Source organism: Chryseobacterium sp. MMS23-Vi53, assembly GCF_047651245.1.
GTDB lineage: Bacteria > Bacteroidota > Bacteroidia > Flavobacteriales > Weeksellaceae > Chryseobacterium.
Genome location: NZ_CP180265.1, coordinates 3,581,024 through 3,599,206, shown reverse-complemented (window position 1 = coordinate 3,599,206; position 18,183 = coordinate 3,581,024). Strand labels below are relative to the sequence as shown.

12 protein-coding genes are annotated in these 18,183 nt (G+C 32.2%); 8 read left to right on the top strand and 4 right to left on the bottom strand.

Annotation, left to right across the window (positions count from 1 at the left end; genetic code table 11):
* Positions 1-132: 132 nt before the first annotated feature.
* The 4 genes from ACKX2A_RS16180 to ACKX2A_RS16165 all read right to left on the bottom strand — a co-directional run bounded on the left by ACKX2A_RS16180 (position 133) and on the right by ACKX2A_RS16165 (position 7,466).
* Positions 133-2,736, bottom strand: a complete 2,604-nt coding sequence (locus ACKX2A_RS16180; RefSeq protein ID WP_415325854.1) for a beta strand repeat-containing protein — start codon at positions 2,734-2,736, stop codon at positions 133-135.
* 167 nt (positions 2,737-2,903) lie between these two features.
* Positions 2,904-4,805, bottom strand: a complete 1,902-nt coding sequence (locus ACKX2A_RS16175) for a hypothetical protein (RefSeq protein WP_415325852.1) — start codon at positions 4,803-4,805, stop codon at positions 2,904-2,906.
* Between the two features lie 629 nt (positions 4,806-5,434).
* Positions 5,435-5,713: a SemiSWEET transporter gene (locus ACKX2A_RS16170; RefSeq protein WP_415325851.1), complete on the bottom strand. Its 279-nt coding sequence runs from the start codon at positions 5,711-5,713 to the stop codon at positions 5,435-5,437.
* A gap of 37 nt (positions 5,714-5,750) precedes the next feature.
* The gene (locus ACKX2A_RS16165; RefSeq protein WP_415325849.1) at positions 5,751-7,466 is read right to left on the bottom strand and encodes a transcriptional regulator; all 1,716 of its coding nucleotides are present in this window, start codon (positions 7,464-7,466) and stop codon (positions 5,751-5,753) included.
* A 590-nt stretch (positions 7,467-8,056) separates the two neighbouring features.
* On the opposite strand from ACKX2A_RS16165, the gene ACKX2A_RS16160 reads away from it, so the two are divergent.
* The 8 genes from ACKX2A_RS16160 to ACKX2A_RS16125 all read left to right on the top strand — a co-directional run bounded on the left by ACKX2A_RS16160 (position 8,057) and on the right by ACKX2A_RS16125 (position 18,027).
* A complete protein-coding gene (locus ACKX2A_RS16160; protein WP_415325848.1) occupies positions 8,057-8,509 on the top strand; it encodes a transposase in 453 nt (150 codons plus the stop codon).
* 39 nt (positions 8,510-8,548) lie between these two features.
* Positions 8,549-8,899 carry a helix-turn-helix domain-containing protein gene (locus ACKX2A_RS16155; RefSeq protein ID WP_415325847.1) on the top strand — a complete coding sequence of 117 codons (351 nt, stop codon included), beginning with the start codon at positions 8,549-8,551 and terminating at the stop codon, positions 8,897-8,899.
* Between the two features lie 1,021 nt (positions 8,900-9,920).
* The gene (locus ACKX2A_RS16150) at positions 9,921-11,339 is read left to right on the top strand and encodes a hypothetical protein (RefSeq protein WP_415325846.1); all 1,419 of its coding nucleotides are present in this window, start codon (positions 9,921-9,923) and stop codon (positions 11,337-11,339) included.
* Between the two features lie 883 nt (positions 11,340-12,222).
* Positions 12,223-13,626, top strand: coding sequence for a transcriptional regulator (locus ACKX2A_RS16145; protein WP_415325845.1), 1,404 nt, complete (start codon positions 12,223-12,225; stop codon positions 13,624-13,626).
* 350 nt (positions 13,627-13,976) lie between these two features.
* Positions 13,977-14,861, top strand: coding sequence for a hypothetical protein (locus tag ACKX2A_RS16140; protein WP_415325843.1), 885 nt, complete (start codon positions 13,977-13,979; stop codon positions 14,859-14,861).
* Between the two features lie 64 nt (positions 14,862-14,925).
* Positions 14,926-16,401, top strand: coding sequence for a hypothetical protein (locus tag ACKX2A_RS16135; protein ID WP_415325842.1), 1,476 nt, complete (start codon positions 14,926-14,928; stop codon positions 16,399-16,401).
* Positions 16,402-16,603: 202 nt separating this feature from the next.
* Positions 16,604-17,191: a hypothetical protein gene (locus ACKX2A_RS16130; protein WP_415325840.1), complete on the top strand. Its 588-nt coding sequence runs from the start codon at positions 16,604-16,606 to the stop codon at positions 17,189-17,191.
* Positions 17,095-18,027, top strand: a complete 933-nt coding sequence (locus ACKX2A_RS16125) for a hypothetical protein (protein WP_415325838.1) — start codon at positions 17,095-17,097, stop codon at positions 18,025-18,027. Before ACKX2A_RS16130 ends, ACKX2A_RS16125 begins: the two co-directional genes overlap by 97 nt.
* Positions 18,028-18,183: the final 156 nt, after the last annotated feature.

Below are 18,183 nucleotides of genomic sequence, written 5' to 3'. Positions count from 1 at the left end.
CATCCCTGCAGATGTCAACTCCTAAAAAGTTGTAATTAAATGATAACTCTTTTCGATCATATATGTTAAAAAAAGGTAAGACAGGAATTAAAAAAAGGAACGCCATTCCTGCCTTACGGTCATATAGTTATGTTATTTGATTGCTGTTGCGAAGATTGAGCTTTCAGACCACGTACTTCCAAATGCTTTAATAACCGTAGAAGCGTTTGGATTTCCTCCCGCAACAGTATTTCCTACAATATATCTGTATGTTTTGTTACCATTAGAAGTATTATTGATAAAAATAGTACCTTGAGCAACATCGAATTGTTGCGGTGCACCTGCTGAAGCAGGTCCCTGAACTCTGAAACTCATTAGTGACGGTCCTCCATTTACATCTCCTGATCTTGCAACCGTAGCTCCCAATGCAGGGCTACCTTCTCCAAATGTACTTCTTACAAATAACCAATCATCATTATCCAATGCTCCATAAGTTTGTGCAAGCTGAGTAATTGTAACCGCCCATTTTCCCGGAGGCAAAGTAATATATCTTCCTGTGTATTTATAATCTCCATTTGTTGCAAATGGTATGTCAATACTATTAGAAGCATCAATACCTCCTACGACTGTTTCTACAGTAGGTGTTTTCCATTCTGCAGTACCATTTGTATCAGTAGCCGTTAATACAGATCCAACAGCTACAGATCCAGCCGTAGCATTTTCGAATCTTCTTGTACCAATAGTATGGAAGTTTGTTGCCGGAGCCGTTGTACCAATACCTACTCTTCCGTTTTTATTTAATGTTATTAACGGGTCCCCTGTTGCTGTTGCTCCTGCAAACAATTGTAGAACATTCGCTGCATTGCCTAGCCCGTAGAAGTCATCTCCAGTTGCGCTATTCCATAATGCTAATTTTTTTCCATTACCTGGACCAAGATCCAATAAGTTCTGTGGTGTAGTTGTTCCGATACCCACTCTGTTTGTAACAACATCTACGGATAATGTACTTCCATCTACAGAGAAATGATTTGTTCCTGTAGTTGCAGTACTCGTGAATGCTAGTGTATTTCCTGCTTGTGCTACTGTTCTGTTACTCGACAAAGTTCCGTTACCTGCATAAATACTTGTATCTGTAAAACTTTGTGTTGGAATATCTTTCCAAGTCGCTACACCATTGGCATCTGATGTTAAAACTCTATTATTTGCCTGAGTTCCGTCTACAATTTTTACAGCTCCTGCTGTTGCAGATCTTACATCCAGTGGATTTGTTGGTGCCGCAGTACCTACACCTACTCTATTATTTACAGCATCTACATTTAAAGTTGTTCCGTCTACCGTAAAGTGACTGGTTCCTGTAGTTGCGGTACTTGTGAATGCTAAATTATTTGTAGCCTGTGCAACAGTTCTTGTAGTATTTGTTCCTGCAATAGTTCCATTACCTGCATAAATACTTGTATCTGTAAAGCTTTGTGCTGGAATATCTTTCCAGGTCGCAACACCATTGGCATCTGATGTTAAAACTCTATTATTTGCCTGAGTTCCGTCTACGATTTTTAAAGCTCCTGCTGTTGCAGATCTTACATCCAGTGGATTTGTCGGTGCCGCAGTACCTACACCTACTCTATTATTTACAGCATCTACATTTAAAGTTGTTCCGTCTACTGTAAAGTGACTGGTTCCGGTAGTTGCGGTACTGGTGAATGCTAAATTATTTGTAGCCTGTGCAACAGTTCTTGTAGTATTTGTTCCTGCAATAGTTCCATTACCTGCATAAATACTTGTATCTGTAAAGCTTTGTGTGGGAATATCTTTCCAGGTCGCAACACCATTGGCATCTGATGTTAAAACTCTATTATTTGCCTGAGTTCCGTCTACAATTTTTACAGCTCCGGAAGTTGCTGAGTTTACATGCAATAAATTTGTTGGTGCATCTGTTCCAATACCAATATTTCCTGAAGACTTAATTGTCATTCTAGGCGCGAAGTCTTTAGAATTTCTGGTATGGAACTGTAACCCTCCATACCCATTGCTGAAATCTCTGTCAATACCTCGAATAGAAGCGCCACTTAATCCGTCTCCTTTATCTCCCGGAACAAATTCTATTCCTCCAAAATTGGCATTTGTTGTTCTTGAGTTATATAAAACAACATTTCTTGCATCTCCTGTATCTTTATTATAACCAGCAACAATAACGTTATCAGCCTGTGCAGATGAATTTGATACTGCCAAAGTTCCAATAGGAGTAGCATAACCAATTCCTACTCTATTGGTGTTTCCACTTACTGTAAGGACAGGTGCTGTTGCACTAGTGACTGAAAATCCATTTTCTGAAGTGGTGATAAAATTTAGTTTTTTATCATTCTGAGTTACCGTACGATTTGCAGCCAGAGTTCCGTCTGTATTGTAAATATTATTATCGTTGTCTTTAAACGCGCTAGGATCAACAACCATTTTCACCCAGTAGATACCATCAAAATAATAAAAACCTACTACATCAATATTTTTAGTCGTTCCAATTGCATTTCCATTAAGATTATTTACATAAATCATTGTAGACGTTTCTACATTCTGCATCAATTGAGCACGTGCTCTATCCACTCTCGGAATTAATAGTCCATCTGCATTTCTTGCAATTCCGGTTGGGTTTTTAGCTGTAATATCAAATGTTGATTTTGGTGTTGGAGTATTTACACCAACTTGGGCGAATGCCATAGATCCCGCTGTAAGGGCGAAAGTTAAAATAATTTTATTTTTCATCTCTTAAGTTTTTATGTTTAATACAAATATTAAAAGGGATAAATTTTCTTTGTATTTTTAGAATTTTGAGTATTGTTAGGTAAAGAATAACAGTTTGAGGTGATCTCCCTGCTATTCTTTTACACAAACACAACAAAATTTTTCTACTAAGTGTTTTTTATATTTAATTAGTTAATAGCCGTTGCAACAATTGAGTTTTCCGACCAAGAGCCACCTAATGCATTTAAAGTAATTCCTGCAGCATTTCTGTTTGCAGAAGAGCTTCCTACGATATATCTGTACGTTTTGTTTCCTGTAGAAGTATTATTGATAATAATTGATCCTGTTTTTACATCTCCACGAAGTGTTCCTGATGCAAAAGGACCTGTTACAAGAAAACTGATTAATGTGGGTCTTACATTTACATCAGTAGACTGTACTCCTACTTGTCCTACCGTTGTTAAATTCTGATCAGAGAAAGTACTTCTTACAAAAACAAAGTCATCAGCAGAAAGGTTTCCTCCCTGAGGTTTTACCCACTGACTCACTGTTACCAGCCATTTTCCCGGAGGAAGAGTGATGTTCGCTCCTGTATATCTGAAATCCGTAGAACCACCGAATGGAAAATCGTATCCTGGACCCATCGCACCCGAAATCACCTGTGTCTTAGGAGTTTGCCATTCTGCAGTACCATTTGTATCAGTAGCCGTTAATACAGATCCAACAGCTACAGATCCAGCCGTAGCATTTTCGAATCTTCTTGTACCAATAGTATGGAAGTTTGTTGCCGGAGCCGTTGTACCAATACCTACTCTTCCGTTTTTATTTAATGTTATTAACGGATCTCCTGCTGCTGTTGCTCCTGCAAACAATTGTAGAACGTTCATTGAAGTACCCAATCCATAAAAATCATCTCCTGTAGTGCTGTTATTCCATAATGATAATTTCTTTCCATGTCCTGTACCAAGATCCAATAAGTTTTGTGGTGTAGTTGTTCCGATACCTACTCTGTTTGTAGCAGCATCTACGGATAATGTACTTCCATCTACAGAGAAATGATTTGTTCCTGTAGTTGCGGTACTTGTGAATGCCAATGTATTATTACCTTGAGTTACTTCTCTGTTTCCAGACAAAGTACCGTTACCTGCATAAATACTTGTATCTGTATTTGCTGCCGGTGTCTGCCAAGTTGCAACACCATTCGCATCTGATGTTAAAATTTTATTGGCACCCTCACTTCCATTTACCAGTCTGAAAGACCCTCTTACATCAAGCGTATTTTGAGGCGTCACTGTACCAATACCAACTCTACCTCCATTTCCGTCTGTAAGATATATTAGCTCATTAGGAGTTCTCCCTACACTGAAAGAAAGATAACGAGTTCCATTATTTGTAGTTGTATTGGTATCTCCAAAATTGATACGGGCAATGTTTCCACCAAATACACTTGAAGCAGTTCTGATGTTGATACCGTAATTATCTGTTCTGTTTCCGTAGGCAAAAGAATCCTGTCCGATATTGATATCTAGAGCATTTCTTGTAGTTGAATGTGTTCTTGCTGCATTTAGATACTGAGATCCTTCTACATGCAGCTTTATATTTGGGGCTGCTGTACCTATTCCTACTCTGTCATTTGCTGCGTTTACAGAAAAAGTAGCTCCGTCAACAGAAAATGCATTAGCCGATGTCCCTGTAAATGCCAAAGTATTTGCTCCCTGTGTTACCGTACGATTTCCGGTAAGGGCACCGTTGGAATTATATATGTTATTATCTGTATCAGGCTTTACCCAAGCTGTACCGTTGAAATAGTAGTATCCCACTTTATCAATATTTACGGCTGTTCCTGCCAAAGTTCCTGTTGAAACATTATTTACATAAATCATGGTAGAAGTCTCTACACCCGTCATCGATTGCGCTTTTTGACGGTCCACTCTGGGAACAAGTAAACCTTCAGGATTTGTAGAGGTTCCTTTATCACTTTTAGCAGTAATATCAAACGTTGCTTTTGGAGCTGAGGTATTTACCCCAACCTGGGCATAAGCTATATTTGCTACGGTAAGAGCAAGAGTAATTGTAATCTTGTTTTTCATTTTCTTAGTGTTTACATTAATCATCCATCCCACATGTTATTAAACCTAAGTTGTTTAATTTCTAATGAAGTCTAGATTTTAATTTTTTTTGTATTTTATGTTTTTAGTTTTCATGGTCATCATAATCCTTCGCATTTGTTATTTTAAAGATTAATAACTAACTTGCCTTGCTTAAAAATTGTTTTGGGAACAATGTTTGTGTTTGTGTGTTTTTAGAATCGTTATTTTTTGCAGTAAATCAAAACTGGTTGACTTGGAAAAATTGCTGCAAACAAAAACCGAATCATTACATTCATTTTATTTTTCATAATTTCTGAAGTTTTAGTGTTTATATTATGATGTTTTGTAGATCACTTTCATTCACTTTCATACTACATTCGCACTTCAAAACATTATTTGCTTTTCTTGGTACAAATGTAGAACCAATACTCCAAAAAATGGGTACTGCAATTATACTTTCAAAACACAAACAACTAAAAATCAATAAATTACAACGTAGTCGTAAGTAGATATTCAGTAGATAAAAAAGAGATAATTTTAAAAGAAAATAGTGGAGTTATTCTAAAAAAACCGAATTTTAGAATTTTTTGGCATGATAAAAAAGAAAAATATCAGATATTTTTTTATTTCTAAGATTTTTTGAAAATAAAATAACATATAAGAAGAATGATATTTACAAGGACAGCAAATGCATTCGACAGAATAATAGGCAATTCGTCTTTTAAGAAGCCATACCAAACCCATAAAGAAAGTCCGGTAATAAGAACCATCAACATTACCCAGGAAAGATTTTCTGCGTCTTTTTCTTTTAAAACTTTAATAAGTTGAGGAATCATAGAAATAGAAGTAAGAACTCCTGCAACAATACCTAAAATGTTTTCGTCCATATTAAATTCTTCTTGTTTCAAGATAAGAAATTTCGTGACATTTTGGAAATTTAAGATATTATTTAATCGAATTTAAGAAAACACTTAATTCTTCCTCCTTATCCAATCCTATTTTAGATTTTATTTTCGTTTTATAAACTCTAACGCTTCCCGGTGTAATATTTTCTAACAAAGACACTTCTTTCGATGATAAATTGAGCCTGAAATATACACAAAGTCTTAGTTCATGAACAGATAAAAAGGGAAATCTTTCGGAAAGTTTTCTCATAAATTCTTTATTTTCTTCCGAACTTTCATTCACAAGGTCATGGTTTTTCTCATCAATCTGCAATAGATTATTTATTTTAAAGAAAAGGTCTTTCACAGTTTCCTCGGCATCAATATTTTTTGATCGTTTAATTTTCTTCAGATTTTCCAGGAAAGCCTTTTCTGTTTCAATTTTAAGATTGAGGTTGAGATGTAAATTTTTAATTTTCCTTTTATGAATTTCTATATCTTTTTCAAGGTCTACATTGCTATTTTCAAGTATAACATTCTGTATTTCAAGAATTTCTTTTTCCTTTTTATTTTTTTCAAGAATTTTTAAAATGATTCTTATAACAATTACAACAATAATTATCGCCAAAAAAATGAAAATCGCAATATTTCTTCGCTGTGTTTCAATCTTGAAATCATATTTCTGGTTAATATTTTTTATAATATAACCATTTAAAATATCCGAAACATTATCCATATCTTTTCTACGCTCTTTATTATATATAGAATTGAGTTTCAGAAGTTCATCGGAAAATGATTTTAGATTTTTAAGATCGTTTTTTTGAGAATAATAATTTTGCAAAACAATGCAAGCCTTTATTTTATCATTTGTATTCTTCAAAAGCGGAAACATTTTCAACAGAAGATTAATCAATCGTGTTTCTTTTTCAGTTTCTCCTGCTATTTGATATACTTTCAGCAACTCTTCCGAGTTTTTTACCACATTGATGTTATATCGTTTTCTGGTTTCATAAAATTCAATTTCCCTCGAAAGGAAGAGTTCAGCTTTTTTATATTTCTTTAGTTTTAAATAATATAGCCCTACATTTCCTTTCATCAGACTTAGAAAAAAAGATTCATCTTCTGTAAGATTATTTTTTCCCTGCAGGATTTTAATTCCATGAAAAGTTTGCTCTATTGCTTCTTTTATATTGCCTTCAGCATTTTCACACAACCCGAAATTATTATACATCGAAGCTATATATAAGGTATCTCCTCTTTTAAAGACTTTTAAAGCTTTTTCGAAATATTTTTTTGCTAAAGAATAATTTTCATGAATATAATACCAGCGTCCTTTCGCATGATAAAGATGCGGTAGAAAGATCTTTTCCCCAACACTTTTTTCTTCGGTTTTAATAGCTTCATTCAAAAATTGAAGACACAATTTCGGCGAAGTTTCTTCGAATTCCAGCGCAAGATAAAAATTACATGCGGTCGTAATATATTCATATTCATCATCATTCGTTCGTAAAAGCTCATAGATAATAGATATTTTTTTAGATTTATTATCCGGGAAAAGGAATATTTCAGAATATTTGCTGCTTAGTAAATATTTAAGATCATGAGTGTTTTTGTATCTCTTTGTTTCTCTTTGATAAATACTGTAAATTTTTTCCTTATTATGATCTGTTGCAGTAAGTTCTTTATCTAAACCGTAAAAATACATATCATCGTTTTCAGAATGACAACAAATCACTGAAAATAATACAATTACATATAAAATTACAGCACGAAACATACTCTAATTTAGAAAAAATAAAAGCTGGATTTTCGTTATTCATTAACAATATAATCAATTAACATATAACAAACATAAAAGCGATTAAACCGATTTAATAAATACTATTAATTACCAATTTTCATGTATGTCATTAATTTCAGATTAACCATAATCTTAGTTTTTAAGCTATAAAAGCACTCATAAAAGTGTAATAAAAGTGAATCTTGCTGAATATTAACTCATATTGAAAAGATGGTTCACATTCATTTTAAACAATTTAAATTTCACCCAACCCCTTTTTCTTGATTAACATTAAGCAGATTTTTAGATTAATTGTATCTCAGTTGTTACTAATTATTTATCTAAAAAATTCGAAAAAAACATTTTTTATAATATTTATAGTTAACTCATTAAATTAATGCCTATAAAAAATTAACCTTCTAATTACCAATTATTTAAACTATTACAAATTAACAATCAATATCAAAAAAATAAATTTTGATTAACACGGATTAACAACAAAAATTCTTTGTTTTTTATTTTGCCCGAGTAGATTTGCTTTAGAATTTCGCGAAAGGAATACAATCTTAACTCATAAATAAATTGTCATGAAGTCTTTCAAAAATATCAATGCAGGAGCTTTAATTAAGCAAAGAGTTTTAGAATCCGAAATAGAAATTCCAAGAATCTGTAATTTTTTTAGTACCACAGAAGAAGGAATAGAAGCAATGTACGAATCCAAAAGCCTAGACGCCGAAATATTGTTGAAATGGAGCAAACTTTTGGAATACGATTTTTTTAGAATTTATTCACAACATCTGATATTATTTTCACCACAAAGCAATATTTACAGTAACAACAAAGATAAACCACACAGTGAATTGCCACAATTTAGAAAAAATATTTATACAAGAGAAGTTATCAATTTTATTGTAGATCTCATCCATTCCGGCGAAAAAAATATGAGTGAAGTTGTGGATAAATACGGAATTCCTAAGACAACACTGCATCGATGGACCGTAAAATACAAAAATGAAAAAGAATCTAAAAAAATAGTTTAAGCAGAAAATTTAACCAAACCATAAAATAAAAACCACATTATGCAACGCACTCACCCTAATTACAGACTGATTTATAATGACATATTAGCTCTAAAGCATCCAAGCAAAAGAGAAGAATGCCGATCTATTTTAAGCAAAAGCGAAATTTCTATTCTGGACGTCATTAAACTAAACAATATTATTTTCGGGATAAATGATAAAGAAACAAATATATTTAACCAAAAGCATCGCTCTTACGACGAGAAAACTATTCTTGAAATTCTGGATTATCAAGAAAAAAATGAACTGAACAATACTGAGGTTGCCAATCATTTCATGCTCAGTAGAAATACAGTCGCAAAATGGAAAAAACACTTTAAAAATCGGCATTTGCATTCTGTTGAAGAATGATGAAAAAACAAACAACTTCTCTCTAGAAACACAGTCAGCAAACGGTTTATGAATATTAATATTTTTCAAAACCAATGCAAATGCCATTTTAAAAGATAATCATAAAATAGTTTTAGTAAATGTTTAACCTTAAAAACTCAAAAGCGTGAGAAAATAAATTTTAAATCATACAGTATAATTATTCAGTGTTAATAGGAAGTGCAAATATGCCAATACAAGATGACATAATTAAGCCTCAAATGGCTGTTTGCCTCCTATTTTTCAAAAAAAATTAGGAAAAATTTACATCATAAGTTTTCATATAGTAATAGGATCGGTGGTTATCATCCTCAAAAAAGTTAACTCATTGTAAAAAATAACTGCCATCCTATTTTCACCAAATCATTAAACATAAATCAGGGCAAATATGCCGATTCAGAATATCATCCCATCTTCATTAGCTACTTGCATCCTGAGAAAAATAATTTTAACATCTTCATAATATTAAGTAAAGTGGAAGCAGGAATGTAAGTATAAAATGAAATTTTTACTCCAATGCTGCAGATATATTTACATCCTGTTTTTTTTAAGATTTACATTTCTCTTCGATAAGTTATTTTTCAAGACAATAAAATTTTCATTTTGATTTTTTAATCTCAAATTTTCTTTTTGTTGTGTTTTATGAATTTTTTATTGTCAATTTTAAGCTTCCATATTCGGAAGCTTTTTGTGTATGAAAATTTATTTACTGATCTGAAAATATTTATTTTAAATAAAATGAAACATTTTTCGAATATCATTAAATAAAAGGCATAATTTTACAATTAATTTTAAATAAAACTAAACTGTAAATAAAAATATTTAATATAATAAAGTAAAAAAAAGAAATCCAACACATACATATATCATTAATTATCAATTAATTAAGATAAAAACTATGATAATTTATATTAAGAATAATTCCATAATACCATTGTTATTATATTTAAATTGACATGATAATAATGATATCATTTAATTTTGCAACCTTAAAACATGAATTATGTTCTTAAATTGTTATTTCAAAAAAACATTTTATGCACTATCTTTATTTTTGATTATTTCCACTCACGCCCAAACTTATACTGTAGATGAACTCGACAGCATAACGGAAAAGCTAAGAGTAAATGGAAATATCAATAAAAGTATTTCTATTAATAAGGATGCAGTACAGCAATATCAGAAAGCTGGAAATGTGGAAGGTACAATTGGTGCTTACATCAATCTTGGTGGTTTGCTCTGGTTTCTTCATCAATACAAAGAAAGTCTTGATTATCTGGAAAAAGCTGAAAATCAATTAGAAAAAACAAAAAATCCTTTTCTAATTGCAAAATTGCATGGCGAATACGGGCGAAATTTTTCTTCGTTGGGACTTATAAATCAGTCGACCGATCATCTTAATACGTCTATTTTTTACGCCAAAAAAATTCCAAACAAAAAACAAAAAGAGAAATTACTCTACTTTTATTATACCTGGAAGCTGGCCAATTTTGAGGAACTTTCTATAGTAGATTCTGTAAATAGCATTCAGAGGAAACGTATGGAACTTACTGCACAGCCACTTACTTTTGTACATATTGCTCAAAAACTATTGAAAAACAAAGAGTTGGATTCTGCAGAATATTATCTGAATAAAGCGATGCAGATTTCAGGAGATTACAGTTTATATCAGAAAGCGATGACTTTATATGCTTTTGGAAAACTGCAAATAGAAAAGCAGAACTACGAAAAAGCTTTGGAATATTATTTCCAATCTTTGGAAATTTCCCAGCGTCTTTCCAGAAAGGCCGATATCACAAATACTTATAAAACCATTTCGGAAACCTATAAACTCATGAATAATGAGGAAAAAAAGAATGAATTTCTGGAAAAATATTCCGATTCCAAAGACAGCATAGAAGAATCTGAACGTGAGGCTCTTAGAATTCCTGTCGATAAAATCATCAGCAAAGAAACTCAGAAAGAGAAGGAAGAGAGAACTCAGGCTTACATCATTATTGTGTCAATTATTCTTCTGTCTGCGATGGTTATCACATTTTTTATAAGAAGATATATTAAAAAGCAAAAGGAAACTGAAGAAATCATCAACGAAACATTGCATGAAACTGGTGAATTAAAAGTAAAACTGAACGAAGCTTTCGAAGAATTATCAAAATTAGCCAGTACAAACGATCCGTTTTTCCTGTCGCGTTTCAAGGAAGTTTATCCTGAATTTTACGAAACCCTTACAACAAGATATCCTCATTTGACTGCAAATGATATTAAATTCTCTGCTTTTTTAAGATTAAATCTATCTACCAAAACTATTGCACAGTACAAAAACATCTCGATCCGTACAATTGAGTCGAGAAAATACCGATTGAGAAAGAAATTAGGCCTTTCTTCGGAAGTAGATCTCAACAAATGGATGATGGAACTGTGATATTATTATCAAAAAAGATATTTTTTTAATCCTTTAAATTTTTTTAAAGGATTTTTTTTGCTTTTTTCACTCAATAACTCCACAAATTTCAAAATTTCACACACTTCAAATACACTTCAAATCATTATTCAAAGTACTAATAATCAAAATATTAAAAATTAAGAGTAGTATTGCAGTAATGTATTTTTCGAAAATAGGGTCTAAATTTGTCTCAACATTCTCAAGTTAGTATTAAAAACACAAATTAGTTCCCTAATAAGGATTTTAAATAGTGAGCTGACTGCCACTAGCTAAATGCTCACTATTTTTTCTAACAGAGAATAAAATGAAATAAGAATTCAAATTTTTAGAAAACATAATAAGGTTATTTTAAGGTTTACTTTTAATTATTAATAATTTACAAAAAAATTAATTAGAGTGAAGTGGAAGTAGGAAAGCAAATATTTTAATGTAAAGACTCATCCCGTTTTAGATTAGGTATTTGCTTCCTCTTTTTTTAAAAAAACAGACATTTTTTTTGTGCATATAAGGGGTAGAGTAGTGAATTGCACACTAATAATTCTTTTATTCACTACTCTTTTTTTAAAAAATTAAAAAATAGAGATACTACTTGTCGATAAGACAAATTTTATATGATCCGATTAGTTTTTAAATTTACTTACTAAATGTTGTTTTTTGAAGTTTGTTTTTCAGTAAGTAAATTCAAAGTAGGAATGTAAACAATTGATTCAGAAATTCATCCCATTCTGTTTTAATTTTACTTCCTACTTTTTTTTCAATTATTTTTACACTAAGGAAATCGCTTCTTAATTAGAACGATTTTCTTTTTTTATTACTAAATATTTTACTTAAATAAGTAAATTTGTTAGAATAAAATACACATATGCCGCTGAAAATTTTTATTAAATTGTTCTCGACAGCCATTCTACTCCTCTATTCTACGCTTTATTCACAAACATACAGCTTAGATGATCTGGAAAGAATTTCGGAGGAATACAGGACCTCAGGAAAAATTCAGGAAATCATTGATTTCAATACAAAGGCACTCACTGCATATCAAAAACAAAATAATATAGAAGGAGAAATTGCGGCTACACTCAACATTGCAAATTATCTTGCTGTTCTCAATAAATATAAAGAAAGTATTGCTTATTTAGACAAGGCTGAAGCCAAGATTAAAAAAATAAATAATCCGGAGCTTACATCTAAACTATATGGAGGATATGGCAGAAATTATTCTTCCATCAATTTATTTGAACTGTCGAATGAAAATATTGATAAAGCAATAAAGTACGGAAAACTTGTAAAGGATGCCGAAAAGAGAAAAAAGAGACTAGCTGCGGGATATTCGTGGAAGCTGTTCAATTTTACGAAAATGAATATGCTGGACTCTATAAAAAGTACAGAGCGAAAATCTTTAGCTATTTCACCGGATCCCCGATTATATACCAATATTGCAAGACGATTTATAGAAACAGAAAAAAATCTGGATTCCGGGCAATTTTACTTGGATAAGGCTATGGCAATTACTGATAAATTTCCTGCTGATAAGCCGATGGTTCTTCTTAATTACGGTGGATTATACTCTGAAAAAAACAATCATGAAAAAGCACTTGAATATTTTCTACAGGCACTGAAATATTACGAAAAAGATAAAACCAAGCTCAATAAAAAAAATGCTTATAAAGTAATTGCTGAAACATATTATTCTCTAGGAGATAAAGAAAAAGCAGCAGAATATCTTAAAAAATATACTGCAATAAGCGACAGTATTTCTAATGAAGAACAAGCTATTGCACATATTCCTATAAAAAAAGCTGTTGATGAGAAAGAAAAAGAAAAAACAAAAATTTATAGTATTTCAGCGATTATTTTTCTTTGTCTAATTATATTATTTTACTTTTTAAGAAAAACATATTTAAAAAGACAAAAACAAAAGGACGAAATCATCATCGACCAGACAGAAGAAAACGAAAAACTAAAAAGGACTTTAAATCCGGCCTTCGAAGAAGTCATACAGCTCGCCAAATCGGGTACTCCTCATTTTATGACAAGATTTAGAGAGGTTTATCCTGAATTTTATGAAAAACTTACCTCTCAATATCCTGATCTTACCTTAGGAGATATTAAATTCTGTGCATTTTTAAAATTAAATTTTAGCGGTAAAGACATTATGGAAGCCGAAAATCTATCCATCCGAACGGTAGAAAATAAAAAATACAGGCTGAGAAAAAAATTAGAACTAACATCCGATGTAGATCTTGGAAAATGGATGATGGAATTTTAAGTTTTTGCATAAAAAAATATATAAAGACTCGTAATTTTTGCGGGTCTTTTTCTTTTTCCAACACCTACTCTCCTACTGCATTGCTACTTACACAAATTCAAATTAATCTAAAAATCAAGACATTACAAAAACAGAGTAACCGGAGAGTAGAATTTTATCCAATCAACGGAAATACATTTGCACCAGAATTTTCATCAATGATACATCGAAAGAAAAGCCGGCATTTTTCTGAGATACGATTCTAAACACACAAGGAAAACAAAAAATTTATTCTGATTATCAAAATTCTAAAATAGCAGATTTTGAAATCAAGCAAACAAAAACAATTTAAACATTTTAAACACTGAAAAATGGAAAAAATAACAATCGCATTAACTTTATGTTTTGGAATAACCACTTTCGGACAAGTTGGATTCAACACTCCTGCTCCCGAAGCAACAGTAGATATCACCGCAAAAAATTCCACAGGAACAACCTCATCTCCTGAAGGATTACTACTTCCAAGAGTTGATCGACAAAGAGCACAATCGATGACGGGTGTAAAAACATCTACCTTAATTTATGTTGAAAATATTTCAACAGGAACACAAACAGGCACAGCCATTAATATCGATAATCCCGGATATTATTATTTTAACGGTTCTGTTTGGACTAAATTAATAACAGGCGGATCTTCAGACAATATTTATACCGCTAACGGAACGCTTACTGGAAATCGCGTTGTCACGCAAAACGCCAATACATTGGCTTTTACAGGAACCGCAGTGAATGCATTTTCGGTGGACGGCAGTACTTTTTCTGTAGATGCAGCCAATCACAGAGTGGGTATCGGAACAACAACTCCGCAAAACAGACTTCATCTTGGAAGTGATGCTCCGAGTGCTGTAACAGATCCTTTAGGAAAAAAATTAGCATTGTACAACAACGACAATTTCACTTCTTTTTATGGATTGGGAGTAAGTGCAAACAGACTTCAGTTTCATGCAAGTTCCAAAAGTGATGAAGCGCCTGCAATGGTTTTAACCAACAATAAAAATGTAGGAATAGGAACTACAGATCCCAATTCAAGCGCTATTCTGGAATTATCATCTACCAATAGAGGATTTCTTCCGCCAAGAATGACAACAGCCCAGAGAGACGCGCTGAATCCTAAACCTGCAGGAATCATGATCTACAATACCAGTGTAAATATTATGCAGTATTGGAACGGCAGCAGCTGGCAGAATTATCAATAATTTTTTATCATTATTAAAGCCTAAAAAACACATTTAGAAAATAAAAAATTCAAACACTATCAAAATGAAAAAAATACTATTTTTATATGCATTAACTTATTCAACCATTGCCTTTTCTCAGGTTGGTTTTAATACTCCTACTCCAGAGGCAACATTGGATATTACGGCAAAAAATTCGACAGGAAATTCTGTAAACGTTGATGGTTTGTTGATTCCCAGAGTGGATCGCCAGAAAGCACAATCGATGAGCCAGGTAAAGGTTTCTACCATTATTTATGTTAATAATATTTCTACGGGAACTCAGTCCGGAACTACGGCTAATGTAGACAGTATGGGATTTTATTACTTCGATGGAACTCTTTGGACTAAGTTTAATTCCACCTCATCACAACGAAATATATATAACATCAACGGAACTCTTTCAGGAAACCGAACTGTTGCCCAAAGATTGAATACCATTGCTTTTACAGGAAACAGCATAAATGCATTTTCTGTGGATCAAAACACATTTTCTGTAGATGCTACGAATCATAGAATTGGGATAGGAACTCGATCTCCTCAAAATAAAGTTCACTTGGGAACCGATGCTCCAGCGTCTGTTTCAGCTCCTGAAGGTAAAAAACTGGCACTTTACAACAATGCAGAAAAAAGTTCGTTTTACGGATTGGGAATAAGCGCCAACAAACTTCAGATCCACGCCAGTTCTAAAAATGATGAAGCTCCTGCAATGGTAATCACCAATAATAAAAACGTAGGAATAGGAAATACAGATCCGGGAAGTAGTACAATACTGGACCTTTCTTCTGCCAATCGAGGATTTTTAATGCCCAGACTTTCCACCGCACAAAGAGATGCAATTAGTCCTAAGGTTGCAGGATTGGCGATTTATAATTCTACGATAAACTGTATGCAGTATTGGAATGGTAGTTCTTGGAAAGGAAGATGTCCGGGAACCATAATTAATCCACCACCTCCGGATTTAAGTGCAAATTGTACAGGAGCTGTTATTAATAATTTTCCGGTAGGAACATACAATTTTGGATCTTTGGATGGGCAAAACTTAATCGCAACGTATACTACAAATACAATTTCCTACAAAACTTCAAGTACTTTCACAGATTGTAATTTGACATATACTTTCAACCCGTCATACAGCTTTACAGTTCCAAAAGAAGGTTGGAATAATGGTACTAGTAAGATTGGTACAGTCTCAATAAAATTCAATAGACCAGTAACCAACTTAAAAGCTATTTCAATGAGAAATATCACGGGAACTACTATAAAATATACATTTAAGAGAAATGGAGTTGTTGTATATCCTACCGTAACTTTCGCAAATATAGGATGCAGCAACAGTTTTAATGCCAGTAAAATTGGAAATGATGTTGTTGTAAGAACAATAACAGGAAGCGGAAATCAGAGAACGGGCGGTATTTATAATATGGGAGGAGTATGGTTTGATGAAGTTACTATAAATAAGGATGAAGCACAATTTTTCTATAATAGTCTTGTAACGTTTTGTCTGGGTAATGCTTCATAATAATTAAAATAAAAAAATCATTACATCACTTAGATTTTTCATTTTCAACAAGTGATTAGTGTTGTGTTTTGTGTTTATGAAAGCTGAGACTTCGGTCTTGGCTTTTTTATTTTATAAAAATTTTAATGAGAATCTATTCTTGGGATATTTTCATTCATTATTTTTATTAAAAAACTTATCTTCGTTATACAAAACACTTATTATGCTTCAAAAAAAAATTGGAAAATTTATCTGTATTATTCTGATGCTCACATTTTCTCTGCTAAAATCTCAGGTGTATACTTTAGACCAGCTGGAAAGTATTACTGAAAAATATCGTAAAAAAGATGATATTCAGGGAGCAATAGATTTCAATAAAGATGCCCTTAAAATTTATTATAAAGTAAACAATGCAGACGGAATTGTTGCTGCTCAATTAAATATCGCCAACTACTTATCGGTTTCCAACAATTTCAAAGAGAGCATGAAGTATCTGGATGAATCTGAAAAGTATATTACCAAAATAAAAAATCCGGAAATTATTTCTAAGTTCTACGCCTCCTATGGAATGAATTATTCCAGACTTTCTCTTTATGAACAGTCTAATGCTAAACTTGATAAGGCTATCAATTTTGCCAATCGAATTGAAGATAAGAAAAAAAAGAAGTTAGACTTTATCAGGGATATTCCTGGAAGCTCATTAATTTCCAGAGAATGCAAGTCACTGATTCCATTAAAAAAATCGAGAAAAAATGTCTTGCTTTGTCACCCAATCCTGTTTTATACATTAATATTACGCAAAGATTTTTAAGCGGGAAAGAAAAGAATCTGGACTCGGCAGAATATTATCTGGACAAGGCATCCAAGATTGTCAGCAAATTTTCCGATTATGAAAAAGGCAACGTATTTTTCTATTATGGAAATTTATATACAGAGAAAAAAGAATACGAAAAAGCTATAGACAATTATCTAAAATCCATTGAGATATTTGAAAAAAATAAACATGATGAAAACCTGAGAGACTCATACAGATTTATTGCTGAAGTCTATCACCAGATCAATAATAAAAATAAGGAGGCAGAATATTTTCATAAATATCAACAGATAAGTGAGGCTATCATCGAACAGGAAAAAAAGGGAATCAATATTTCCGTTGAAAAAACAATTAAAGAAAAAGAAAGTCATCATCAACAGCAAAAAAATAAACTTTACGGGCTCATCATAGCGATTTTTCTCGTAATCCTTGTCATTTCCTATTTTATTTTTAAAGCTTACCAAAAGAAAAAGAAAGCCAAAGATGATCTTATCCTAGAAAAATCTTTAGAAACAAATAATCTAAAAAAACAGCTTGATTCCTCAGCTTTTGAAGAGATAAAGCATCTAGCGCAAACCGGAGATCCTTTTTTTCTGGCTCGTTTTCAGGAAATCTATCCGGATTTCATCAATACGCTTACTTCAAACTATCCCGATCTCACTGCAAATGACATCAAATTTTGTGCTTTTTTAAAGCTAAATCTTTCCAACAAAGAAATTATGCAGTACGAGCATCTCTCCATCCGCACTGTTGAAACAAAAAAATACCGTTTAAGAAAAAAATTAGGAATTTCGTCGAAGATTGATCTTAATAAATGGTTCATGGAGTTATAAATCTTCTATAACTCCACTATTTTTCTAGTATTAAAGCCTACTGCATCACTACTTAACACAAAACATAAATACCTATATATCAACAACTTAAAATCAAAACGTAAATTTGTCGTAAAAGTTTTCTCGTTTTCCTACTGTACATTTGCACCAGAATTT

What these genes read in the sequence shown, in the direction of transcription:
- ACKX2A_RS16180 (WP_415325854.1), bottom strand. Translation starts at nt 2,736, where the DNA reads ATGAAAAATAAAATTATTTTAACTTTCGCCCTTACAGCGGGATCTATG.
- ACKX2A_RS16175 (WP_415325852.1), bottom strand. Translation starts at nt 4,805, where the DNA reads ATGAAAAACAAGATTACAATTACTCTTGCTCTTACCGTAGCAAATATA.
- ACKX2A_RS16165 (WP_415325849.1), bottom strand. Translation starts at nt 7,466, where the DNA reads ATGTTTCGTGCTGTAATTTTATATGTAATTGTATTATTTTCAGTGATT.
- ACKX2A_RS16160 (WP_415325848.1), top strand. Translation starts at nt 8,057, where the DNA reads ATGAAGTCTTTCAAAAATATCAATGCAGGAGCTTTAATTAAGCAAAGA.
- ACKX2A_RS16155 (WP_415325847.1), top strand. Translation starts at nt 8,549, where the DNA reads ATGCAACGCACTCACCCTAATTACAGACTGATTTATAATGACATATTA.
- ACKX2A_RS16150 (WP_415325846.1), top strand. Translation starts at nt 9,921, where the DNA reads ATGTTCTTAAATTGTTATTTCAAAAAAACATTTTATGCACTATCTTTA.
- ACKX2A_RS16145 (WP_415325845.1), top strand. Translation starts at nt 12,223, where the DNA reads ATGCCGCTGAAAATTTTTATTAAATTGTTCTCGACAGCCATTCTACTC.
- ACKX2A_RS16140 (WP_415325843.1), top strand. Translation starts at nt 13,977, where the DNA reads ATGGAAAAAATAACAATCGCATTAACTTTATGTTTTGGAATAACCACT.
- ACKX2A_RS16135 (WP_415325842.1), top strand. Translation starts at nt 14,926, where the DNA reads ATGAAAAAAATACTATTTTTATATGCATTAACTTATTCAACCATTGCC.
- ACKX2A_RS16130 (WP_415325840.1), top strand. Translation starts at nt 16,604, where the DNA reads ATGCTTCAAAAAAAAATTGGAAAATTTATCTGTATTATTCTGATGCTC.
- ACKX2A_RS16125 (WP_415325838.1), top strand. Translation starts at nt 17,095, where the DNA reads ATGCAAGTCACTGATTCCATTAAAAAAATCGAGAAAAAATGTCTTGCT.